Source organism: Hydrotalea flava (genome assembly GCF_001623405.1).
Lineage (GTDB): Bacteria > Bacteroidota > Bacteroidia > Chitinophagales > Chitinophagaceae > Hydrotalea > Hydrotalea flava.
The window spans coordinates 1-17,280 of the sequence record NZ_LUHG01000032.1 but is presented as its reverse complement, the minus strand read 5'-3'; the positions used below and the strand labels follow the sequence as shown (position 1 = coordinate 17,280).

Below are 17,280 nucleotides of genomic sequence, written 5' to 3'. Positions count from 1 at the left end.
TGGGCCTTGTCCCTGGGAGAGTAGGTAGCTGCCGTATTTATCCAAAAGCCGTCTTAGTAGCTACTAAGGCGGCTTTTTTATGCCCATCACATAAACATTAAAAAATAATTTTATTTTTATTATCATTTAATTATTTTTAACATAGCTAAAATAAATGTACTATGAAAAAATTAATCCCCCCCGCAAAAGTTAAGTTGCATGCATTTGTGGATGTTTTTAGAGTTAGCATTTACAATGTACAACACAGGGCTATGTACAGAAACCAACGGGATAGCATTGTAGTTAATTATATCCGCCTTCACCCGCATGCAGCCATTAACCCATGGATGCTTTATTGGTTTATGAACAAAATGGGGTATAGGCCTGCTTATGCGGCAATTTTACAGAAACAGACAAGGAAATTTTCACCAGATACTTACCGAATATTGAAAAATTTTTTAGTAAGATTACAAATGAAAACAGTGGGTCAGCCTTTTGCTTTATTGCATTTGGTGGAGTAAAAATTTCCTGCATGGAAAAAACTGCACCGGCTTATACACGCATTGATTTTTGGTACAGCAGTTGCTGTCCATGCCTTGAGCAATTTGAATTATTGAAGCCGGTATACCTTCAATACCATTCAAAACAATTTGAAATGGTACCATTACAACCGATGCTAATAAAACGCTGCCCCATTCATAAGCTGTAATAGCAAAACAACAATATCCCGGGAAGCAATGTATAGATACGGCGGGTAAACATGCCCAATCTATTTATATTGATAGTTATCCTATCCGGGCAATTTTTTAATTGACCAACAGGGTAAAATAGTGGCAGTAGAAATTACACCAGAACGTTTTAGCCGTTTTTTTGAAAAACGAATGCCAGAAAACAGGTATAAATCTGCAAAGTCCAGCAAGCAAAATGAACTATCGGATATCTTTCATTCTTCTACAACGATATAAAATTGTAGGGATTCCCCTACTATAATTTTCAAAATAAAACATATACTTTTATAGTGCATTTGTTTTTATTGTCCGGAAGATAAAAATGAATGCTTTCAATGGCCATTGAACCGGTTAAACCTTCCTTACCGGAATAAAAAAGGAATATTCTATCATTTTAAAAATACAAACAATGAAACCTTTAACCAAAGAAGAAATGAAACAAATAAAAGCGGGAGAAGATTTTGGCTGTGGCACCAATATTTCTTGTGCAGGCAAAGCTGTTGGTGATGCATGTGGAACAAAATCCTGTATTTGCGAAAACCATTCTGGTGGTCTTTTCTGTACATCTCAAGCATTTAATATTACGTAACAACAAATACCTGATTGGCCATTTGTCAGCATGCAACTAAAATTGCATGCTGATTTTTAAAATATTGATTGATGGTAAAATTATTATTTTATTCAGTATTAATATTCATTTCCGGTCTGGCAAGTGCCCAAATAAATTGCCGTATAACCGGAAGCATACCTACCATAGAAAATGGTTATGTGAAATTTATAAAAGGAATAGAAAGCAACCAGGAAGCCATTCTGGTTTTATATCAAGGTAATCAATTTCCTGATAGCATTCAGATTCGTAATCATCAATTTACTATTAGCGGGCACATTCAGCAGCCGGGTATGTACAGATTATTGAATCAGGAAAATCAATTCATTACCGAACTTTTTTTTGTGGATACGGGCAAACACCATATTAACATTCAAGAAACCACCAATCACAACCCTTTTGATGTAGGTTGGGGTATTACTGTAAGCAACAGTGCAGCACAAGACGCTTTCATACAGTATTTAAGTTCATTAAACAGTGTAAATACGAGCCTTTTAACACTATATGATACCACCCATTGCGAGAACATACAAAATTGGGAAGCTAAAAAAGTATGTAACACACATTTTGAATGGCAAAGAAATATATACAGAAACCAACGGGATAGCATTTTAACTGATTATATAAAAAGGCATCCAAACGCCTCCATTAATCCGTGGATATTGTATTGGAACATGAACAAAATGGGTTATCGTGCTGCTTATCCCAAACTTTTAGAAGAACAGAGCAACCTATTTCCAAAAGCAATTCATCAGGTATTAAGTAACTTTTTATTACAATTACGTAAAAAAACCATTGGAGAGTCCTTTCCTTTATTGCATTTTATTGAAGCAAAAGTACCGGAATGGAAGCATGAAAAGCCGTTATATACGTTAATTGATTTTTGGTACAGCAGTTGCAGTCCGTGTATTGGGCAATTTGAATTATTGAAACCTATTTACAAACAATACCATACTATTGGATTTGAAATAATTGCTATTACAACCGATGCCATCTCAACATTACAACAATATAAAGCAGTTTTAAAAAAACAAAATTATCACTGGAAGCATTGTATAGATACAAATGGTAAACGGGCACAATCGGTTTATATTAAAAGTTATCCGAGTAACTTTTTAATTAATCAACAAGGTAAAATTGTGGCAGTTGATATAAAGCCTGAAAGATTAGAAGCATTTTTAAAAGATGAATTGTTGTAAGAACGAAAATAACGAAATACAATGAACCATTGTTGGAATAAGGTTATATATAACTATGGGAAGCTGTGTTAAGTTTTAAATATTGATCAAATTGTAGGGATTCCCCTACTATAATTTTCAAAATAAAACATATACTTTTATAGTGCATTTGTTTTTATTGCCCGGAAGATAAAAATGAATGCTTTCAATGGCCATTGAACTGGTGTACACTTTCCTTACCGGAGAAAAAAAGGAAAATTCAATCACTTTAAAAATGTAAACAATGAAAGCATTAACGAAAGATGAAATGAAACAAATTGTGGGGGGCTATGGTACTGTTTGTGCTGTTTGTAGTGGACCTACTAATCCTACAATTTGTGGATCAAGCAAAGCCTGTACCGCAGAAAACTACGTGGGATTAACTTGTAATGGGAATTTAAACCCATGCCCAGGAATCAGGTAGTGTAATCTTAATTAGGTGATTTAATTCAAAGTTGAATCACCTAATTAATTTAAACTTTATTCAATATGAATTTATGTTGTATAAAATGGATAGTGTTATGCATAAATTGCTTTTTAATTTATAGTTGCAGTTTGTGGAAGGTCAACTACACTGTCCCATTAAAACAAGTGCCAATACCGTTTAATCAGTATAACATTCAAACAATTTATCACAGAGGTGACTCGTGTAAGAATGAAATTTTATTAAATAAATTGGGTATTGACTCTGCCATTATTTTTACAGAAACATATGATTTTTTTCCTAAACTAACTACAAATATAAATTGGCAATACGATTCAAAAAAGCAGACAAAATATGAAGTAGAAACAACAGACTCAGCTACTTCTAAATATATACATATTTTATTGGGCAAAAAATCAAATGGATCTGTTATTCTAATAATAGATAAAAATAACAATTACCAATTTACAGATGATACCAAAATTAACTTACCAAAAACATATACCAGTCCGCTTAATGACAATATAAATTATTTTACAATACAACCAACCCTTACAAAAAGCACTGATACTAACAAGGTTAATTATATTTACGGTGCAATTAATGTTAAAATATATGATCATAATTTTTACAATACGTTCATTTCTTTAGGCTTTGGAATGGGCTATAACAGCATAATTAAATTTAAGCAAAGAAAATGGAATTTGCTTTTTATTAGAGGGTGTTGCACAGATAGTTTTTTAAATAAAGGTTATACTACCATCTACATCAACAATATAAAATCTTTTACTAACCATTTCATTGGTGATACACTAATAATTGGTAATAAACATTTTTTAGTGACATCATTTAATGATAATAAACCCGAAATAAAATTAAAACAATTACGAGGTAAAGTACATAGTAACACAGTAGTTCAAACCGATACTGTACCACAACACAAAATGAAGTATGATGCTATTTTCAACACCATGCAACAGGTTAGCGCAAATAATCCAAGAGGCAAGGTAATTTTTGCTAACTACTGGTTTGCCAACTGTACACCCTGTATTGCAGAATTTCCAGCATTGAATCAATTATATGCCACTGTTCAGGGCAATAAAAACATTCAGTTTTTTTCATTTGCCAGTGAATCAGTAGATACCATACAAGCATTTATAAAAAGATACAATATACAATTTCCGGTGTATGCGATTGATAGTACACAAACCGATATTTTATTAAAAGGTATGCCCGTTTATCCAACCAATATTATTTACAATAAAAAAGGGGAAGCAATATATTTAAAGCGTGGAGGTTCAACTATGCCAATGTATGCTGAGAAAAATATAATGGAAACCATTTTACCCATGCTTTTAAAAGCAGCTCAAACAGAGGGTAATGAAACCATCCACTAAAAATTGGCACAATGAATGTATCACCTAATTGTTTAGCGGCATATTTTAAAGAAGTAGGTTGTATGTTTTATAAATTGTAAAAATAATTAATTACACTGCATCATAATAAAGGCAAAGCACCATTTCGGCACTTCGCCCTTGCTGAATAGTATTGTTGGCGTACAAGTGTGCGACGCAACAGAAGCTACATAGTAGTAATGCAGCCGGGTACAAAAAAATTTACCAGCCTAATATCCAGGCAAATAGCAATGGGGCTACGATAGTGGCATCACTTTCTACAATGAACTTAGGTGTATGTATATCTAATTTTCCCCATGTAATTTTTTCGTTGGGTACAGCGCCGGAATAAGAGCCGTAAGAGGTAGTAGAATCGCTGATTTGACAGAAATAGCTCCAGAATGGAACATCATGCCACTCTAAATCTTGGTACATCATGGGTACAACACAAATGGGAAAATCGCCGGCAATACCGCCACCTATTTGAAAGAACCCTACCCCCTTGCCGCTGCTGTTGGTGCGATACCAGTTGCTCAATTCTACCATGTATTCAATGCCGGTTTTCATGGTAGAGGCCTTTAACTCACCTTTTATAACATAACTGGCAAAAATATTGCCCATGGTACTGTCTTCCCAACCGGGTACTACAATGGGAATATTTTTTTGTGCGGCTGCCAGCATCCAACTGTCTTTCGGATCAATTTCATAATACTGTTCTAACACGCCACTGAGCAGCATTTGATACATGTATTCGTGCGGAAAATAACGTTCGCCTTTTGCATCGGCATCTTTCCATAGTTTAAAAATATGTTGTTGTAAACGGCGGAAAGCTTCTTCTTCGGGTATGCAGGTATCGGTAACACGGTTGTAATGGTTTTCTAATAAATCCCACTCTTCCTGAGGACTTAAATCTCGGTAATTGGGTACCCGTTTGTAATGGCTGTGCGCCACTAAGTTCATAATATCTTCTTCTAAATTAGCGCCGGTGCAGCTAATTATCTGCACTTTATCCTGCCTAATCATTTCGGCTAATGAAATGCCCAATTCGGCGGTACTCATGGCGCCGGCTAAGGTAATCATCATTTTACCGCCATCGGCCAAATGTGCTTCATAACCTTTGGCTGCATCCATTAAAGCGGCAGCATTAAAATGCCTGTAATGGTGTTCTATAAATTGAGAAACGGGTCCTTTTTGCATGATTTGCTGTTTTGAGGGGCAAAAATAAATTTTTTGAGTGGTTTTAACAGCTATAATTTACCTTGTATTGCAGTGTGTAATAAAATCATATACTTTTGATAACCCTTACCCTACATGAACATGCTGATTAGTGTTATTATCCCTGTGTTTAATGAGGAATTGAATATTCCCATTATCAGCAACAGCCTTGCTGCTGTTTTTGAAACGCTTTCGTTTGAATATGAAATTATTTTTGTAAATGATGGCAGTACCGATAATAGCATGAAGGCATTAAAGGAAGCAGAAAAAACAAACAAAAATATTTTCTATATTTCATTTTCCAGAAACTTCGGGAAAGATAATGCCTTATTGGCCGGTTTTGATTACGCCAAAGGAGATGCAGTAATTACCATGGATGCAGATATGCAGCACCCGCCGGAATTAATACCGAAACTCATTTCATTATGGCAGCAAGGCAATGCCGTTGTATATACTTACCGGGAAGAAAAGAATGAACATACCCACAAAATGAATCAACTTTCTTCAACTATGTTTTATCGGTTAATCAATCATTTATCGGATGTGGAATTGGAAGATGGTATTGCAGATTACCGCCTGCTCGATAAGAAAGTAGTGGCTATTTTAAATAACCTGCACGAAGACAGACCCTTCTTTAGAGGATTGGTAAAATGGGTGGGCTTTCAACAAACCGGAATACCCTATACCCCGCATGCCAGAGCAGCAGGCACCACCAAATACAACCATAAAGCATTGGTACGTTTGGCCTTACAAGGCTTAACCTCGTTTAGTGTAAAACCCTTAAACATTGCCATTTATTTGGGTTTTAGTTTTTCTGCTTTGTCTATTTGTTATGTACCCTATGTAGTATATAGTTTATGGTACGGCAAAGCCATATCGGGCTGGGCTTCTACTATTGTAACCATTGTATTTTTTGGCGGCTTACAATTAATGATTTTAGGAATTATGGGAATTTATTTGGGTAAACTGTTTATACAAAGTAAACAAAGGCCTAAATATATTGTAGATGAAACGAATATTCGATAAACATGCAGGCAGAAATACAAAAAAATAAACATCCATATTTTGGGAAACCCTATCAATGGCTAACTGATACAAAGGTAGCCATAGTGCTTTGGTTTGGATTATCACTCACCTCCGTTATTATTCAGGTCATAGGCCATGACCGCTTTAATAACTTTGTTATTTTTCGTTATGTATTTTTTCATACCCTGCAACAAACTAATTTATACCTTGAATATCCACAAACCTATGCCGATGTTAATTTATATGGCCCTTTTTTCAGCATTGTAATTGCACCTTTTGCCGTATTACCCAAAACATGGGGCGCTATTGCATGGGTATTATTTAATACGGGAATTTTATATGTTGCCATTAGAAAATTACCCATTCAAAAAGCAGGGCAGAATTTGATACTAATTTTTTCTTCCGTTGAAATGATGAACGCCTCTTCATGGGTACAAAGTAATGCGTTGATAGCTGCCTGCATTATTTTTGGTTTTTCTTTTATTTGGGAAGGGAAAGACAAATGGGGATTGTTTTTTATTTTAATTGCCGTATTTATCAAAATTTATGGCATTGTTGGTTTTGCCTTTTTCTTTCTCAGTAAAAACAAAATGCAGTTTATTTTATGGAGCGTTATTTGGTCGATTGTATTTTTTTTAGCACCCATGCTCATTGCCCCACCCCATTTTATTGTAAAAAGTTATGCTGACTGGTACCATGGTTTGCAGAAAAAATCGGCTAAAAATATCCGGTTAGATATTCATAATGATTATCAGGACATTTCTGCAATGGGTATTCTACGCCGTCTATTGGGTATTACTTATTTAAAAGATGTTTGGGTATTGGCTCCGGCGGCCCTATTGTTTGTATCACAATACCTGCCATATCGTTATTTTAAAGATACACGATTTGGTTTGTACTTATTGTGTTCGGTATTGTTGTTTCCGGTTATTTTTAGTACCGGCTCCGAATCGCCTACATATATCATTGCATTTCCGGCTGTATGTTTATGGTATTGGTTACAACCCAAGAATATGTTGATTCATATTGTATTCATTACAGCTTTTGTTATTACGAGTTTTTCATATTCTGATTTATTAACATCCTGGTTTCGGGAACATATTGCCCGACCCTATGCCATTAAAGCATTGCCCAATGTAATGATTTGGTGTGTAATTGTGCTACAAATATTAACCCGTCAATTTTTAAATGTACCTGCTGTACAATTAAGGCAAGCGAATAACTTTGCATAATGCAAGAAGAAAAATATATTTTATTAAGTTTTGATGTGGAAGAATTTGATATGCCCCTGGAATACGGACAGCCTATATCACCGGAAGAACAAATGAATGTTGGTAAAAAAGGTACCGATGTGCTTGAATCCATATTGCAGCAACACAATATTTCCTGTACATTATTTACCACTGCAAATTATGCCATCCATTTTCCGAAACAAATACAACAATTAGCTGGTACACAAGAAATTGCTTCGCATACTTTTTACCATAGCCGTTTTGAAGAGGCAGATTTATTATTATCGAAACAAAGATTAGCAGTCATTTCCGGGCAAACCATTACCGGATTAAGAATGCCGAGAATGCAGCAGGTAAATATAGCTGCGTTAAAAGCTGCAGGTTACCTGTACGATGCTTCTGTAAACCCCACCTGGATTCCGGGAAGATACAACAACCGCCATTTACCGAGAACATGGTATACAGAACAGCACATAGTGCGTATTCCTGCATCAGTTACACCCAACCTGCGAATTCCTTTATTTTGGTTGGCATTTAAAAACATGCCGTTATCGTTGTTTGTAAAATTTACCTTACAAACCTTGCGGCAAGACGGGTACGTTTCTTTATACCTGCATCCCTGGGAATTTACAGAACTATCCAACTATCAAATTCCGAACTACACCAAAAGATATTCAGGCAAAAGGCTTGAATACAGATTACATCAGTTCATAGAAGCTATGAAACAGGAAGGTCAGTTTATAACGATGCAACAATTTATGGATAAAAAATGCCGGCCAATACAATAATCAGCCGGCTTTCATGAACACTATAAATACATTCGTTTAAACTCATGCACACTTCCATTGGGCGTAATTTGTAAAATGATGTTTTCATTTTCTGTAAGCAACGATACATACTTTGTTAATTGTTGCATTGCATCTTTCATTTCAATACAATCTACCAATTTGTATGGAGGGTAAGGATATTTTAAACCAATGGTCATAATAGCACGCTGCGGTAATTTATCAAAATCAATTTTAGTGGTTACCGCCGTCAATTCACCGTCGTTATTATAAAAAGCATTCATTTCTTTTCCATTTAAGGTAAAACTTGCTTTTACAAATTGATCGGTTACTTTCCAATCTACATTTTGTGCTTTTAAAAATTTGGCGGTAAAATGATTCAATACAGTAAAGCTTACATTAGAAGCAGGATCGGTAGCGGCTGTAGCTGCGATGGATACAGTTATCAGTGCCAGAAAAATTAATTTTTTCATCGTAATACAATTTAAGGTTTTGAAAAAAATATTTTTGTTGAACAGTGCAAACCTAAGCTACCCTGAAAATACAACGAAGTAGTTTTTGATTGGTTACAGTAAACACCTGCTGTTTTGTATGAACGGTAGTGCTGTAATTTCTAAATGGAATTATTTAATTATACAAAACACAGTATTCATCGATGTTTGAGCCAACATAACTTTTTTATGAAAAGCTTTTTTCTACTGTGATGAAAGTGTAAAAGAAATGATAACAGTATGGATGAATGGAATAAAAAAAATGCTCCAGCAACAGCAATCATACTAAATAAGTAGGCAGTTCAGAAAGCATTAACAAAAAAGGATATTAAGTAAAAAACATCAACTATTTACTATTGGTTTCATGATAATCTTCTTCCGTATTAATGGCCCAAATATTATCTTTAGACGTGATGCCATTTTTTATATTGTCAACAGCAGTTATGGCTGTTAACATAGAATGATCCTGATTATTGTACTTATGCATACCATTTCGCCCAATTAAAAATAAATTGGCAAACGTATCTGTAAACCGGCGTATGATATGGAATTGTTGATAGGTACCAAAATAAGCAGGATAAGTTTTTGGCATACGAATGATGGTACTATCTACTACCTCATTGCGGTCAATGATTTCAATTTTGTGTAACTCATCAATAGCAAACTGAATAAATTCAGCATCAGTCATTTGCCAAAGCGCATCACCTTCATTACAAAAATATTCCAAACCCATCCACACTTTTGTTGCATCAGCCACCATGTAAGGCGACCAGTTATTAAAAATTTGTAATCGGCCAATTTTTACATCACGTTCCTGAATGTAAATCCAGTTATCGGGTACCACATTATTATTAGTAGGAATACCTGTTTCGTTTTTAATTTTCAACCGGTTTAATAATAAACCAACGGTAATAAAATCACGGTACTGTAACCCCTCACTCATCTTTTTAACGTCATCGGGTACTATGCTACCCATACCGGCAATCAGTTCTTTCACCGGCATGGTTGAAAAAAAATAATCGCCCTTAATTATTTTTGTTTCACCGCTTAGCGCATCGGTATAGGTTACTGATTGCACACAATTACCCTCTGTTTGTAAGGTTTCAACATTAGCATTTTTAATAATTACACCCCCTTTTTCCTGCACTAATGCAGCAACGGTTTCCCACATTTGTCCCGGTCCCAGTTTCGGATACATGAATTGTTCAATTAAACTGGTGGAAACATCCTTTTGCTCAATTGAGCGTTGTTTTTTAAAGATAGATTGAATGGAATGCGCTATTGCTTTTGAAACCGACAATTCTTTAATACGCTGTGCTCCCCAATCGGCAGCAATGGCGCTACAAGAAACCCCCCAAACCTTTTCGGTATAATCTTTAAAAAATGTTTGGTAGAGTTCAGTACCAAATCTGCTGATAAAAAAATCTTCTAAACTATTTACCTGTTTAGGCGGAAACAGGCGTATCATTAAATAACTATAACCAATTTTAATAATACGAATTAAGCCCAAATTAAAAAGTGTTTTTGTATTGATTGAAATAGGATAATCGAAAAATTTACGCAGAAAAAATATGCGGGATAAGCGTTTTCTTATCAACATTACCTTATCGGTTTGCTCAGGATCAGGCCCATTGGGCGAAAGTGAAACCGTTGTTTTTTTACGGTGGTAATAAATATCTTTTTGCAAATCATTTTTAGCAGCAGCACCTTGTATGGGTAAAATATGCTGCCACCACCGCATTACCACATCCGATTTTGAAAAAAAACGGTGCCCACCAATATCCATTCTATTACCCTTATACACTACCGTTTTAGAAATACCACCCATGTCGGTTGATTTTTCTAAAATAACAGGTTGAATATCAGTTTTAGTAACCAATTCATAAGCGGCAGTTAAACCTGCCGGGCCAGCCCCGATAATGATTGCTATTTTAGGCATATAGGTTACAATGAATTCATTAATATGATTACAATTCTCCCGAAATTCAAAATTGCGTATAAAATGTCATCACAGTACAAAACACTTCATTCTTAATAAAAAATTATTACTTAACAGATAGAAAAATTAATTTTTCTGTTATTAAAAATATATTATTTTGCCATATAAACACCTGCTTATATGAAAAACATATCTCTAAAACTTTGTGTGCTGTTCTTATTTTTGAGTAATGTTGTTGTAGCGCAAATGTATTCTGACTTTGAAAAGGTGCTATCCAAAGCCAAAGCTACCAAAAAACCTATTTGGATATTTGTACAATCGAAAGATTGCAGCATTTGCAATGAAGTAGGTATGGCAGGCTTAACAAAAGATGCGGAAATAAAAAATTTATTAGAAGAAGAATATATTTTCTACGCTACTACTTCCGTTCCAACTTACCTTCAACTCGATACCAATGTGTATTATTTCCCAAAAGCATTTTTTGGGATGATTGTTTTAAACGATGCCGGCAATATCATAGCAGTTGATCACGGCACCCGCAATACCGCTGGTTATTATAGTGCATTCAGTAATAAAATTTTCAATAATCTATTGAACAACGAGTATTCATTGCAGCAACAACTCTACGCTTTTAAAAGCAATCCAAATAACTTTGCTACATCATACAGATTGTTACAAACCGTATTCCAATTATCAATGGAACCTGCTACCGGTTTCTTAACGCAGGTAGTACAACAGGCACCGGCCGATTCTGCCCAATCGTTTAGCTTTCTGCAAATGCTGGCACATGCAGCACCGGTTTTTCAATCGCCTGCTTTTCGATATCTGCACGAAAATGAAGATGTGTTTAACCAAAGCTGGTACCGGCTTATACTGCCGATAAGGGTAGCTATCAATGGGCGCATTATTACCAAATCAATGGAACAAGCCATTACCGATACCAATTCGGCTTATGCAGTACAAATAGCCCAATTTGCACTGGGTACCTTTAGCAATCAAAGAGCAGCGGGCATCAAAAAATTTGATGAGTTACTGTTGCAATATTACTATGGTGTAGGCGATACTTCACAATTTCTAAACAGAGCCGTACAATATTATGACCGATATTATACCGATGCCATGATTGACTCTATTCATAAAGCCGATTCTGTATACACTGCCCGCAATCAAAACATGTTAATAGAACAGTTTAAAAAAAGTTTAAGTGATGAAGCGAAAAAGAATGGAACTTTCTTTGTAAAACAAACCATTCAAATAGCACCGGGTGGCCAGCGTATTGCCAACGAATTAAACAATGGAGCGTGGCAGGTTTATCAGTTTAGTAACGATGCTCATTATCTGAATAAAGCATTGAAGTGGAGCCGGCAATCAATTTCCGCAGCATTATCGCCCGAAAATGCTGATACCCATGCACATATTTTATATAAATTAGGTAAAAAAGAAGTGGCCATTGCCTGGGAAAATACGGCTATTGAAGAAGCACGCAAAAGAAATATTAGTGCCCAAACCTTTGAAAAAACGCTACAAAAAATGCAGAATAGCGAAGTTTTGAATCATTCAATGCGATAGGTTGCTCATTACACCATACAATAATACCGTAACTTTAGCCAAATGAATTATCTGGCACATGCATATTTATCATTTGGCCATCGAGATATATTGGCGGGCAATATGATGAGTGATTTTATTAAAGGAAATAAAAAAAATAATTTCCCCATACTGATACAACAGGGTATTACGTTACATCGCTTAATTGATCAGTATACGGATGAACACCCCGTTACGCTGGCTGCCAAACAATTGTTTAAACCGCAGGTAGGCTTGTATGCCGGCGCATTTATGGATGTGGTGTATGATTATTTTTTGGCCAATGATGAACAGGTATTTGCAGCAGAACAGCAATTAGTGCATTTTAGCGAAACTGTTTATACTGCCTTGCAACAGTATGAACCGGTGTTTCCTGAAAAATTTTCGCTGACCTTTCAAAACATGCGAATGCATAACTGGCTATTGCATTACAGAAATAAAGAGGGTATTGAAAGAACCTTTGAAGGATTGGTGTATCGGGCACAATATTTACAACCGCCCATTGCTTTATTACCGGTATTGGAAAACAATAAAGCATTTTTTCAGGAAGCCTATCAACAGTTTTTTCCCGATGTAATTCAATTCGCATCTAAACAATTGGCCATACTTTTAAATGAGTTATAAAGTAATACTGTATTATTGCCCTCCATTATTCAATTTACCTTACGACATAATCTTTGTTCATTCAACAAAACCCTGCATCTTCGTGTTATAAAAAATTATTCATCCACACATAAAAACAAAACGGTATGAATCGGTTCATTGTTTTTTTTGCCTGCATGCTATTATCGTTACCAATTTGGGCACAACAAAAGCCTTCAGATTTAGACAAAAGCCCTATGGACATGAGCTATTGGCCGGATAGTTATCCTTTATTAAAAATGAATGGCAAAGTAAAAGACCTGCCCGTTGCAAGAATTATTTTCAGTCGCCCGCAAAAAAACAACCGTACCATTTTTAATGGTATCGTAAAATATGGTGAAATGTGGCGTTTAGGCGCTAATGAAGCCACTGAAATTGAATTTTTTAAGAATGTAAAAATTGGCGGAAAAGTTGTACCCAAAGGTCGTTACACTTTATACTGCATACCAGAAGCCAATAAATGGACATTAATTGTAAATAAAGACAATTACAGTTGGGGTAACTACACTTACGATACCAAGAAAGATGTGGTACGTACCACTATTCCGGTTGAAAATCTAAGCAGCCCTATTGAAAATTTTACTATTTACTTTGAAGATGCAAAGAATGGTGCCAATTTAATTATGGAATGGGATGATGTAAAAGCAGCATTGCCCATTACCTTAGCTCCATAAAAAAAATTTGTTTATTGAACACTTACCTCAACCCAAACAGGTTGGGGTATTTTTTTATTATCCCGATTTTAAATACGCATTCGCCAACATTTTGCATCTTTGTTAAATGGCGGCCTAATAAAAGGCATGAAGCCTGTATTTCATTATTCAAAAATGCATATTGTATGGAATTAGCTACTACTTTTATTCACGCCGGGGCAGAACCCGATCCCTCTACCGGCGCTATTATGACACCTATTTACCAAACTTCTACCTTTGTGCAGGAAGCACCCGGTGTACACAAAGGTTTTGAATATGCCCGAAGCCAAAACCCCACTCGCTTTGCTTTAGAAAGTGCATTTGCTGCCATTGAGCAGGGCAAATATGGGCTTGCCTTTGGTAGTGGTGTTGCTGCAACCGATGCTGTTTTAAAATTATTACAACCCGGCGATGAAGTAATTGCAGCCAATGATATGTATGGAGGTACTTACCGGTTATTCACTAAAATATACCAAAAATTCGGCATTCGTTTTTTGTTTACCGATACTACTGTTCCTGAAAACGTACAGCAAGCCATTACCAATAAAACTAAATTAATTTGGATAGAAACACCCACTAATCCATTAATGAATATTACCGATATTGCTGCCATTGCCGCCATTGCCAAAAAAGCAAATATTTGGTTATGTGTTGACAATACATTTGCATCGCCTTATTTACAAAACCCTTTAACCTTAGGTGCAGATATTGTAATGCACTCTGCTACCAAATATTTAAGCGGCCATAGCGATGTTATTCAGGGTTGTTTGGTCATGAATGATGAAACCCTGAGGGAACAGCTTTATTTCATCCAAAAATCATGCGGTGCCGTTCCCGGGCCCATGGATTGTTTTTTGGTATTACGCGGCATAAAGACTTTACATGTACGTATGCAAAGGCATTGTGAAAACGGACAAGCTATTGCACATTTTTTACGCAATCATCCAAAAGTGGCACAGGTATATTGGTGTGGATTTGAAGACCATCGGGGTTATGCCACTGCATCGAAACAAATGCGTGGCTTTGGAGGCATGATGAGTTTTACTTTGAAAGATGATCGTATTGAAAATGCCAAACGGGTTCTTTCTTCTACCCATCTATTTTCATTGGCCGAAAGTTTAGGAGGAGTAGAAAGTTTAATCAACCATCCCGCCTCTATGACGCATGCTTCCATACCACGTGAAGAGCGCTTAAAAAACGGTTTAACAGATTCACTCATACGCCTAAGTGTAGGTATTGAAGATGTAAAAGATTTAATAGAAGATTTAAATAAGGCTATTGGCTAATTTTTTTGGTTCATACAATAAATACAATATGCAAATTCTTGTAGAAGTAATTGGATGGCTCGGTGCTTTACTGTTATTGGGCTCTTATTATATGAATATGAATGGCAAACTGGCTGCCGCATCTCCATTGTACATCTGGAGCAATATTGTGGGTGGCATTTGTTTTATCATCAATTCATCGTACCATCATGCTTTTCCATCAGTAATGGTTAATATTATTTGGATTGGTATTGCCATTGTGGCACTTATTAAAGCACAGCAACAAAAAAGGGGCACCGTTGGTAAATGATGCCCCCTTCTTCAAATAAAAAAATTATTTCAACATAAAATCTTTTTCCAGCACATCTCTTGAATTACCGCCAACAAATACTTTAAAGGCGCCTGCTTCTGTATGCACATTTCCTTCCCCATCATAAAAAGCCAAATCTTTATCAGTTAAAGTAAAATGCAGCAATTTCTTTTCGCCGGGTTGTAAATACACCCGTTGAAAAGCTTTTAATGCTTTAACTGGCTGTACAATAGAAGCGCTCTTTTCACGAATGTATAATTGTGCAACCTCATATCCGGCTTTGTTGCCGGTATTGGCTACCTGCACTGATACCTGCAACGGACTATCTTTTTGGATAGTGTTGTTATACAATTCCAAATTACTGTAAGCAAAATTAGTATAGCTTAAACCAAAGCCAAAAGGATACAATGGTGTATTGGGAATATCGCGGTAACGGCTCTTCCAGCTTTGATCACCTGAATCGGGTAATGGCCTTCCGGTATTAAAATGATCATAATACACAGGTATTTGCCCCACCGCATAAGGAAAACTCATGACGGTTTTACCGGATGGATTATAATCGCCACTCAACACATCGGCAACGGCATGTCCGGTTTCTGTTCCCAGAATCCAGCAATATACAATGGCATTTACATAAGGCTGAATGGCAGTTAATACCAACGGGCGTCCTGCTGAAACCAATGCTATTACCGGTTTACCCGTTGCATGCAATGCTTTTAACAATGCTACCTGCCCATCTGAAATAGCAGGGTTAGCCAATGAGCGGTCCTCACCGGCTAATTTTCCTGACAATCCTATATTTACTACAATTACGGCAGCATTTTTAGATGTTGCAACCGCTTCGTTGATTAATTGTTCATTGCTGCTGCCATCCGGCAAATAACCATTGCTGTAAGCTATATTGCTATGCTGATACCTTTCAGTAATGCCTTCATAAATACTTACTGCATCAGCAGCTTTTCCATTGGCAATCCAAAAATCAAATAAATCATCTTTACTTTTGGAATAATACCCAATCAGTGCAATGGATGAGTTAGCAGTAGCGTCAATGGGTAATACGTTGTTTTCATTTTTCAACAACACAATTGAGGCATCGGCGGCTTTTCTGGCTTCATTGCGATGCGCTTCAGTAAATTCAGTAGCTTGCTCTCTGGCCGCATCAGAAAATTTATAGGGGTCATCAAACAAACCCAATTTAAACTTATAGTATAAAATTCTGCGCACATCATCATCTACCTGTTGCATGCTGATTTTTCCTTCTTTTAATAATTCAGGTAAATAATCTACCACCACTTTCGATTCCATATCCATCATACTACCAGCGCTCAATGCTTTGTAAGCAGCATCTTTTCTATTGGCCGCATAGCCATGTGTAATCATTTCATCAAACGAGTTCCAATCGCTCACCACAAATCCTTTGAAACCCCATTTCTTTTCTAAAATATCATGTACCAAATATTGATTGCCGCTGGCAGGTACACCATCAAAAATATTAAACGCATTCATTACGGTAGCTGCACCGGCATGAACGCCGGCATGATAAGGCGGCAGGTATTTATTCCATAAAGCTACTCTTGAAACATCTACCGTATTGTATTCTCTTCCACCCTGCACAGCACCATATGCAGCAAAATGTTTTACACAGGCCATAATATGTTCGGCATCGTTCAAATTGCCCTGTAACCCCTTTACCCTGGCGGCTGCAACCACACTTCCATAGTAAGGGTCTTCGCCGGCACCTTCCATT

Annotated in this window: 17 protein-coding genes; 13 read left to right on the top strand and 4 right to left on the bottom strand. The window is 36.2% G+C overall.

Features of this window, described 5'->3' with window-relative positions; translation table 11 throughout:
- Positions 1–161 precede the first annotated feature (161 nt).
- The 5 genes from A0F92_RS01355 to A0F92_RS15430 all read left to right on the top strand — a co-directional run bounded on the left by A0F92_RS01355 (position 162) and on the right by A0F92_RS15430 (position 4,352).
- Positions 162–500: a hypothetical protein gene (locus A0F92_RS01355; RefSeq protein WP_068240920.1), complete on the top strand. Its 339-nt coding sequence runs from the start codon at positions 162–164 to the stop codon at positions 498–500.
- Between the two features lie 11 nt (positions 501–511).
- Complete coding sequence (locus A0F92_RS15435) at positions 512–688, top strand: thioredoxin domain-containing protein (RefSeq protein ID WP_167516715.1); 177 nt, start codon at positions 512–514, stop codon at positions 686–688.
- A gap of 428 nt (positions 689–1,116) precedes the next feature.
- Positions 1,117–1,296, top strand: a complete 180-nt coding sequence (locus tag A0F92_RS01350) for a hypothetical protein (protein WP_068240918.1) — start codon at positions 1,117–1,119, stop codon at positions 1,294–1,296.
- A 71-nt stretch (positions 1,297–1,367) separates the two neighbouring features.
- A complete protein-coding gene (locus tag A0F92_RS01345) occupies positions 1,368–2,513 on the top strand; it encodes a TlpA disulfide reductase family protein (protein ID WP_068240916.1) in 1,146 nt (381 codons plus the stop codon).
- Between the two features lie 1,281 nt (positions 2,514–3,794).
- Positions 3,795–4,352 (top strand): TlpA family protein disulfide reductase, encoded by a 558-nt coding sequence (locus A0F92_RS15430; RefSeq protein ID WP_167516714.1) that lies wholly within the window; start codon positions 3,795–3,797, stop codon positions 4,350–4,352.
- A 219-nt stretch (positions 4,353–4,571) separates the two neighbouring features.
- Here the strand turns inward: A0F92_RS15430 and A0F92_RS01335 are convergent, their stop codons facing one another.
- A complete protein-coding gene (locus tag A0F92_RS01335) occupies positions 4,572–5,546 on the bottom strand; it encodes a deoxyhypusine synthase family protein (protein WP_068240911.1) in 975 nt (324 codons plus the stop codon).
- Positions 5,547–5,660: 114 nt separating this feature from the next.
- Between A0F92_RS01335 and A0F92_RS01330 the strand changes: the two genes are divergently transcribed.
- The 3 genes from A0F92_RS01330 to A0F92_RS01320 are packed head-to-tail and all read left to right on the top strand — an operon-like array spanning position 5,661 to position 8,610.
- Positions 5,661–6,590, top strand: a complete 930-nt coding sequence (locus tag A0F92_RS01330) for a glycosyltransferase family 2 protein (protein WP_167516713.1) — start codon at positions 5,661–5,663, stop codon at positions 6,588–6,590.
- Positions 6,591–6,592: 2 nt separating this feature from the next.
- Entirely contained in the window at positions 6,593–7,822 is a 1,230-nt protein-coding gene (locus A0F92_RS01325) for a glycosyltransferase family 87 protein (RefSeq protein ID WP_068240909.1), read from the top strand.
- Positions 7,822–8,610, top strand: a complete 789-nt coding sequence (locus A0F92_RS01320) for a polysaccharide deacetylase family protein (RefSeq protein ID WP_068240907.1) — start codon at positions 7,822–7,824, stop codon at positions 8,608–8,610. Before A0F92_RS01325 ends, A0F92_RS01320 begins: the two co-directional genes overlap by 1 nt.
- Positions 8,611–8,630: 20 nt before the next feature.
- Here A0F92_RS01320 and A0F92_RS01315 read toward each other — a convergent pair whose 3' ends face one another.
- Positions 8,631–9,080, bottom strand: coding sequence for a hypothetical protein (locus A0F92_RS01315; protein ID WP_068240904.1), 450 nt, complete (start codon positions 9,078–9,080; stop codon positions 8,631–8,633).
- Between the two features lie 364 nt (positions 9,081–9,444).
- Positions 9,445–11,049: an NAD(P)/FAD-dependent oxidoreductase gene (locus A0F92_RS01310; RefSeq protein ID WP_262490024.1), complete on the bottom strand. Its 1,605-nt coding sequence runs from the start codon at positions 11,047–11,049 to the stop codon at positions 9,445–9,447.
- 168 nt (positions 11,050–11,217) lie between these two features.
- On the opposite strand from A0F92_RS01310, the gene A0F92_RS01305 reads away from it, so the two are divergent.
- From A0F92_RS01305 to A0F92_RS01285, 5 genes are all read left to right on the top strand, one after another.
- Positions 11,218–12,606, top strand: a complete 1,389-nt coding sequence (locus A0F92_RS01305; protein ID WP_167516712.1) for a thioredoxin domain-containing protein — start codon at positions 11,218–11,220, stop codon at positions 12,604–12,606.
- Between the two features lie 42 nt (positions 12,607–12,648).
- Entirely contained in the window at positions 12,649–13,248 is a 600-nt protein-coding gene (locus A0F92_RS01300) for an acyl carrier protein phosphodiesterase (protein WP_068240900.1), read from the top strand.
- A gap of 125 nt (positions 13,249–13,373) precedes the next feature.
- Positions 13,374–13,940, top strand: a complete 567-nt coding sequence (locus A0F92_RS01295; protein ID WP_068240898.1) for a DUF2911 domain-containing protein — start codon at positions 13,374–13,376, stop codon at positions 13,938–13,940.
- 164 nt (positions 13,941–14,104) lie between these two features.
- On the top strand, positions 14,105–15,244 hold the full coding sequence (locus tag A0F92_RS01290) for a cystathionine gamma-synthase (RefSeq protein ID WP_068240921.1): 1,140 nt from the start codon (positions 14,105–14,107) through the stop codon (positions 15,242–15,244).
- A gap of 28 nt (positions 15,245–15,272) precedes the next feature.
- Positions 15,273–15,533: a CBU_0592 family membrane protein gene (locus tag A0F92_RS01285; protein WP_068240896.1), complete on the top strand. Its 261-nt coding sequence runs from the start codon at positions 15,273–15,275 to the stop codon at positions 15,531–15,533.
- 24 nt (positions 15,534–15,557) lie between these two features.
- On the opposite strand, the gene A0F92_RS01280 is transcribed toward A0F92_RS01285, so the two are convergent.
- The coding region (locus tag A0F92_RS01280; protein ID WP_068240894.1) for a glycoside hydrolase family 3 C-terminal domain-containing protein at positions 15,558–17,280 on the bottom strand (1,723 nt) is incomplete at its 5' end.

Coding starts and splice junctions, on each gene's coding strand:
- A0F92_RS01355 (WP_068240920.1), top strand. CDS start 162: ATGAAAAAATTAATCCCCCCCGCAAAAGTTAAGTTGCATGCATTTGTG.
- A0F92_RS01325 (WP_068240909.1), top strand. CDS start 6,593: ATGCAGGCAGAAATACAAAAAAATAAACATCCATATTTTGGGAAACCC.
- A0F92_RS01320 (WP_068240907.1), top strand. CDS start 7,822: ATGCAAGAAGAAAAATATATTTTATTAAGTTTTGATGTGGAAGAATTT.
- A0F92_RS01285 (WP_068240896.1), top strand. CDS start 15,273: ATGCAAATTCTTGTAGAAGTAATTGGATGGCTCGGTGCTTTACTGTTA.
- A0F92_RS01350 (WP_068240918.1), top strand. CDS start 1,117: ATGAAACCTTTAACCAAAGAAGAAATGAAACAAATAAAAGCGGGAGAA.
- A0F92_RS15435 (WP_167516715.1), top strand. CDS start 512: ATGGAAAAAACTGCACCGGCTTATACACGCATTGATTTTTGGTACAGC.
- A0F92_RS01295 (WP_068240898.1), top strand. CDS start 13,374: ATGAATCGGTTCATTGTTTTTTTTGCCTGCATGCTATTATCGTTACCA.
- A0F92_RS01305 (WP_167516712.1), top strand. CDS start 11,218: ATGAAAAACATATCTCTAAAACTTTGTGTGCTGTTCTTATTTTTGAGT.
- A0F92_RS01330 (WP_167516713.1), top strand. CDS start 5,661: ATGAACATGCTGATTAGTGTTATTATCCCTGTGTTTAATGAGGAATTG.
- A0F92_RS01345 (WP_068240916.1), top strand. CDS start 1,368: ATGGTAAAATTATTATTTTATTCAGTATTAATATTCATTTCCGGTCTG.
- A0F92_RS01315 (WP_068240904.1), bottom strand. CDS start 9,080: ATGAAAAAATTAATTTTTCTGGCACTGATAACTGTATCCATCGCAGCT.
- A0F92_RS01290 (WP_068240921.1), top strand. CDS start 14,105: ATGGAATTAGCTACTACTTTTATTCACGCCGGGGCAGAACCCGATCCC.
- A0F92_RS01300 (WP_068240900.1), top strand. CDS start 12,649: ATGAATTATCTGGCACATGCATATTTATCATTTGGCCATCGAGATATA.
- A0F92_RS01335 (WP_068240911.1), bottom strand. CDS start 5,546: ATGCAAAAAGGACCCGTTTCTCAATTTATAGAACACCATTACAGGCAT.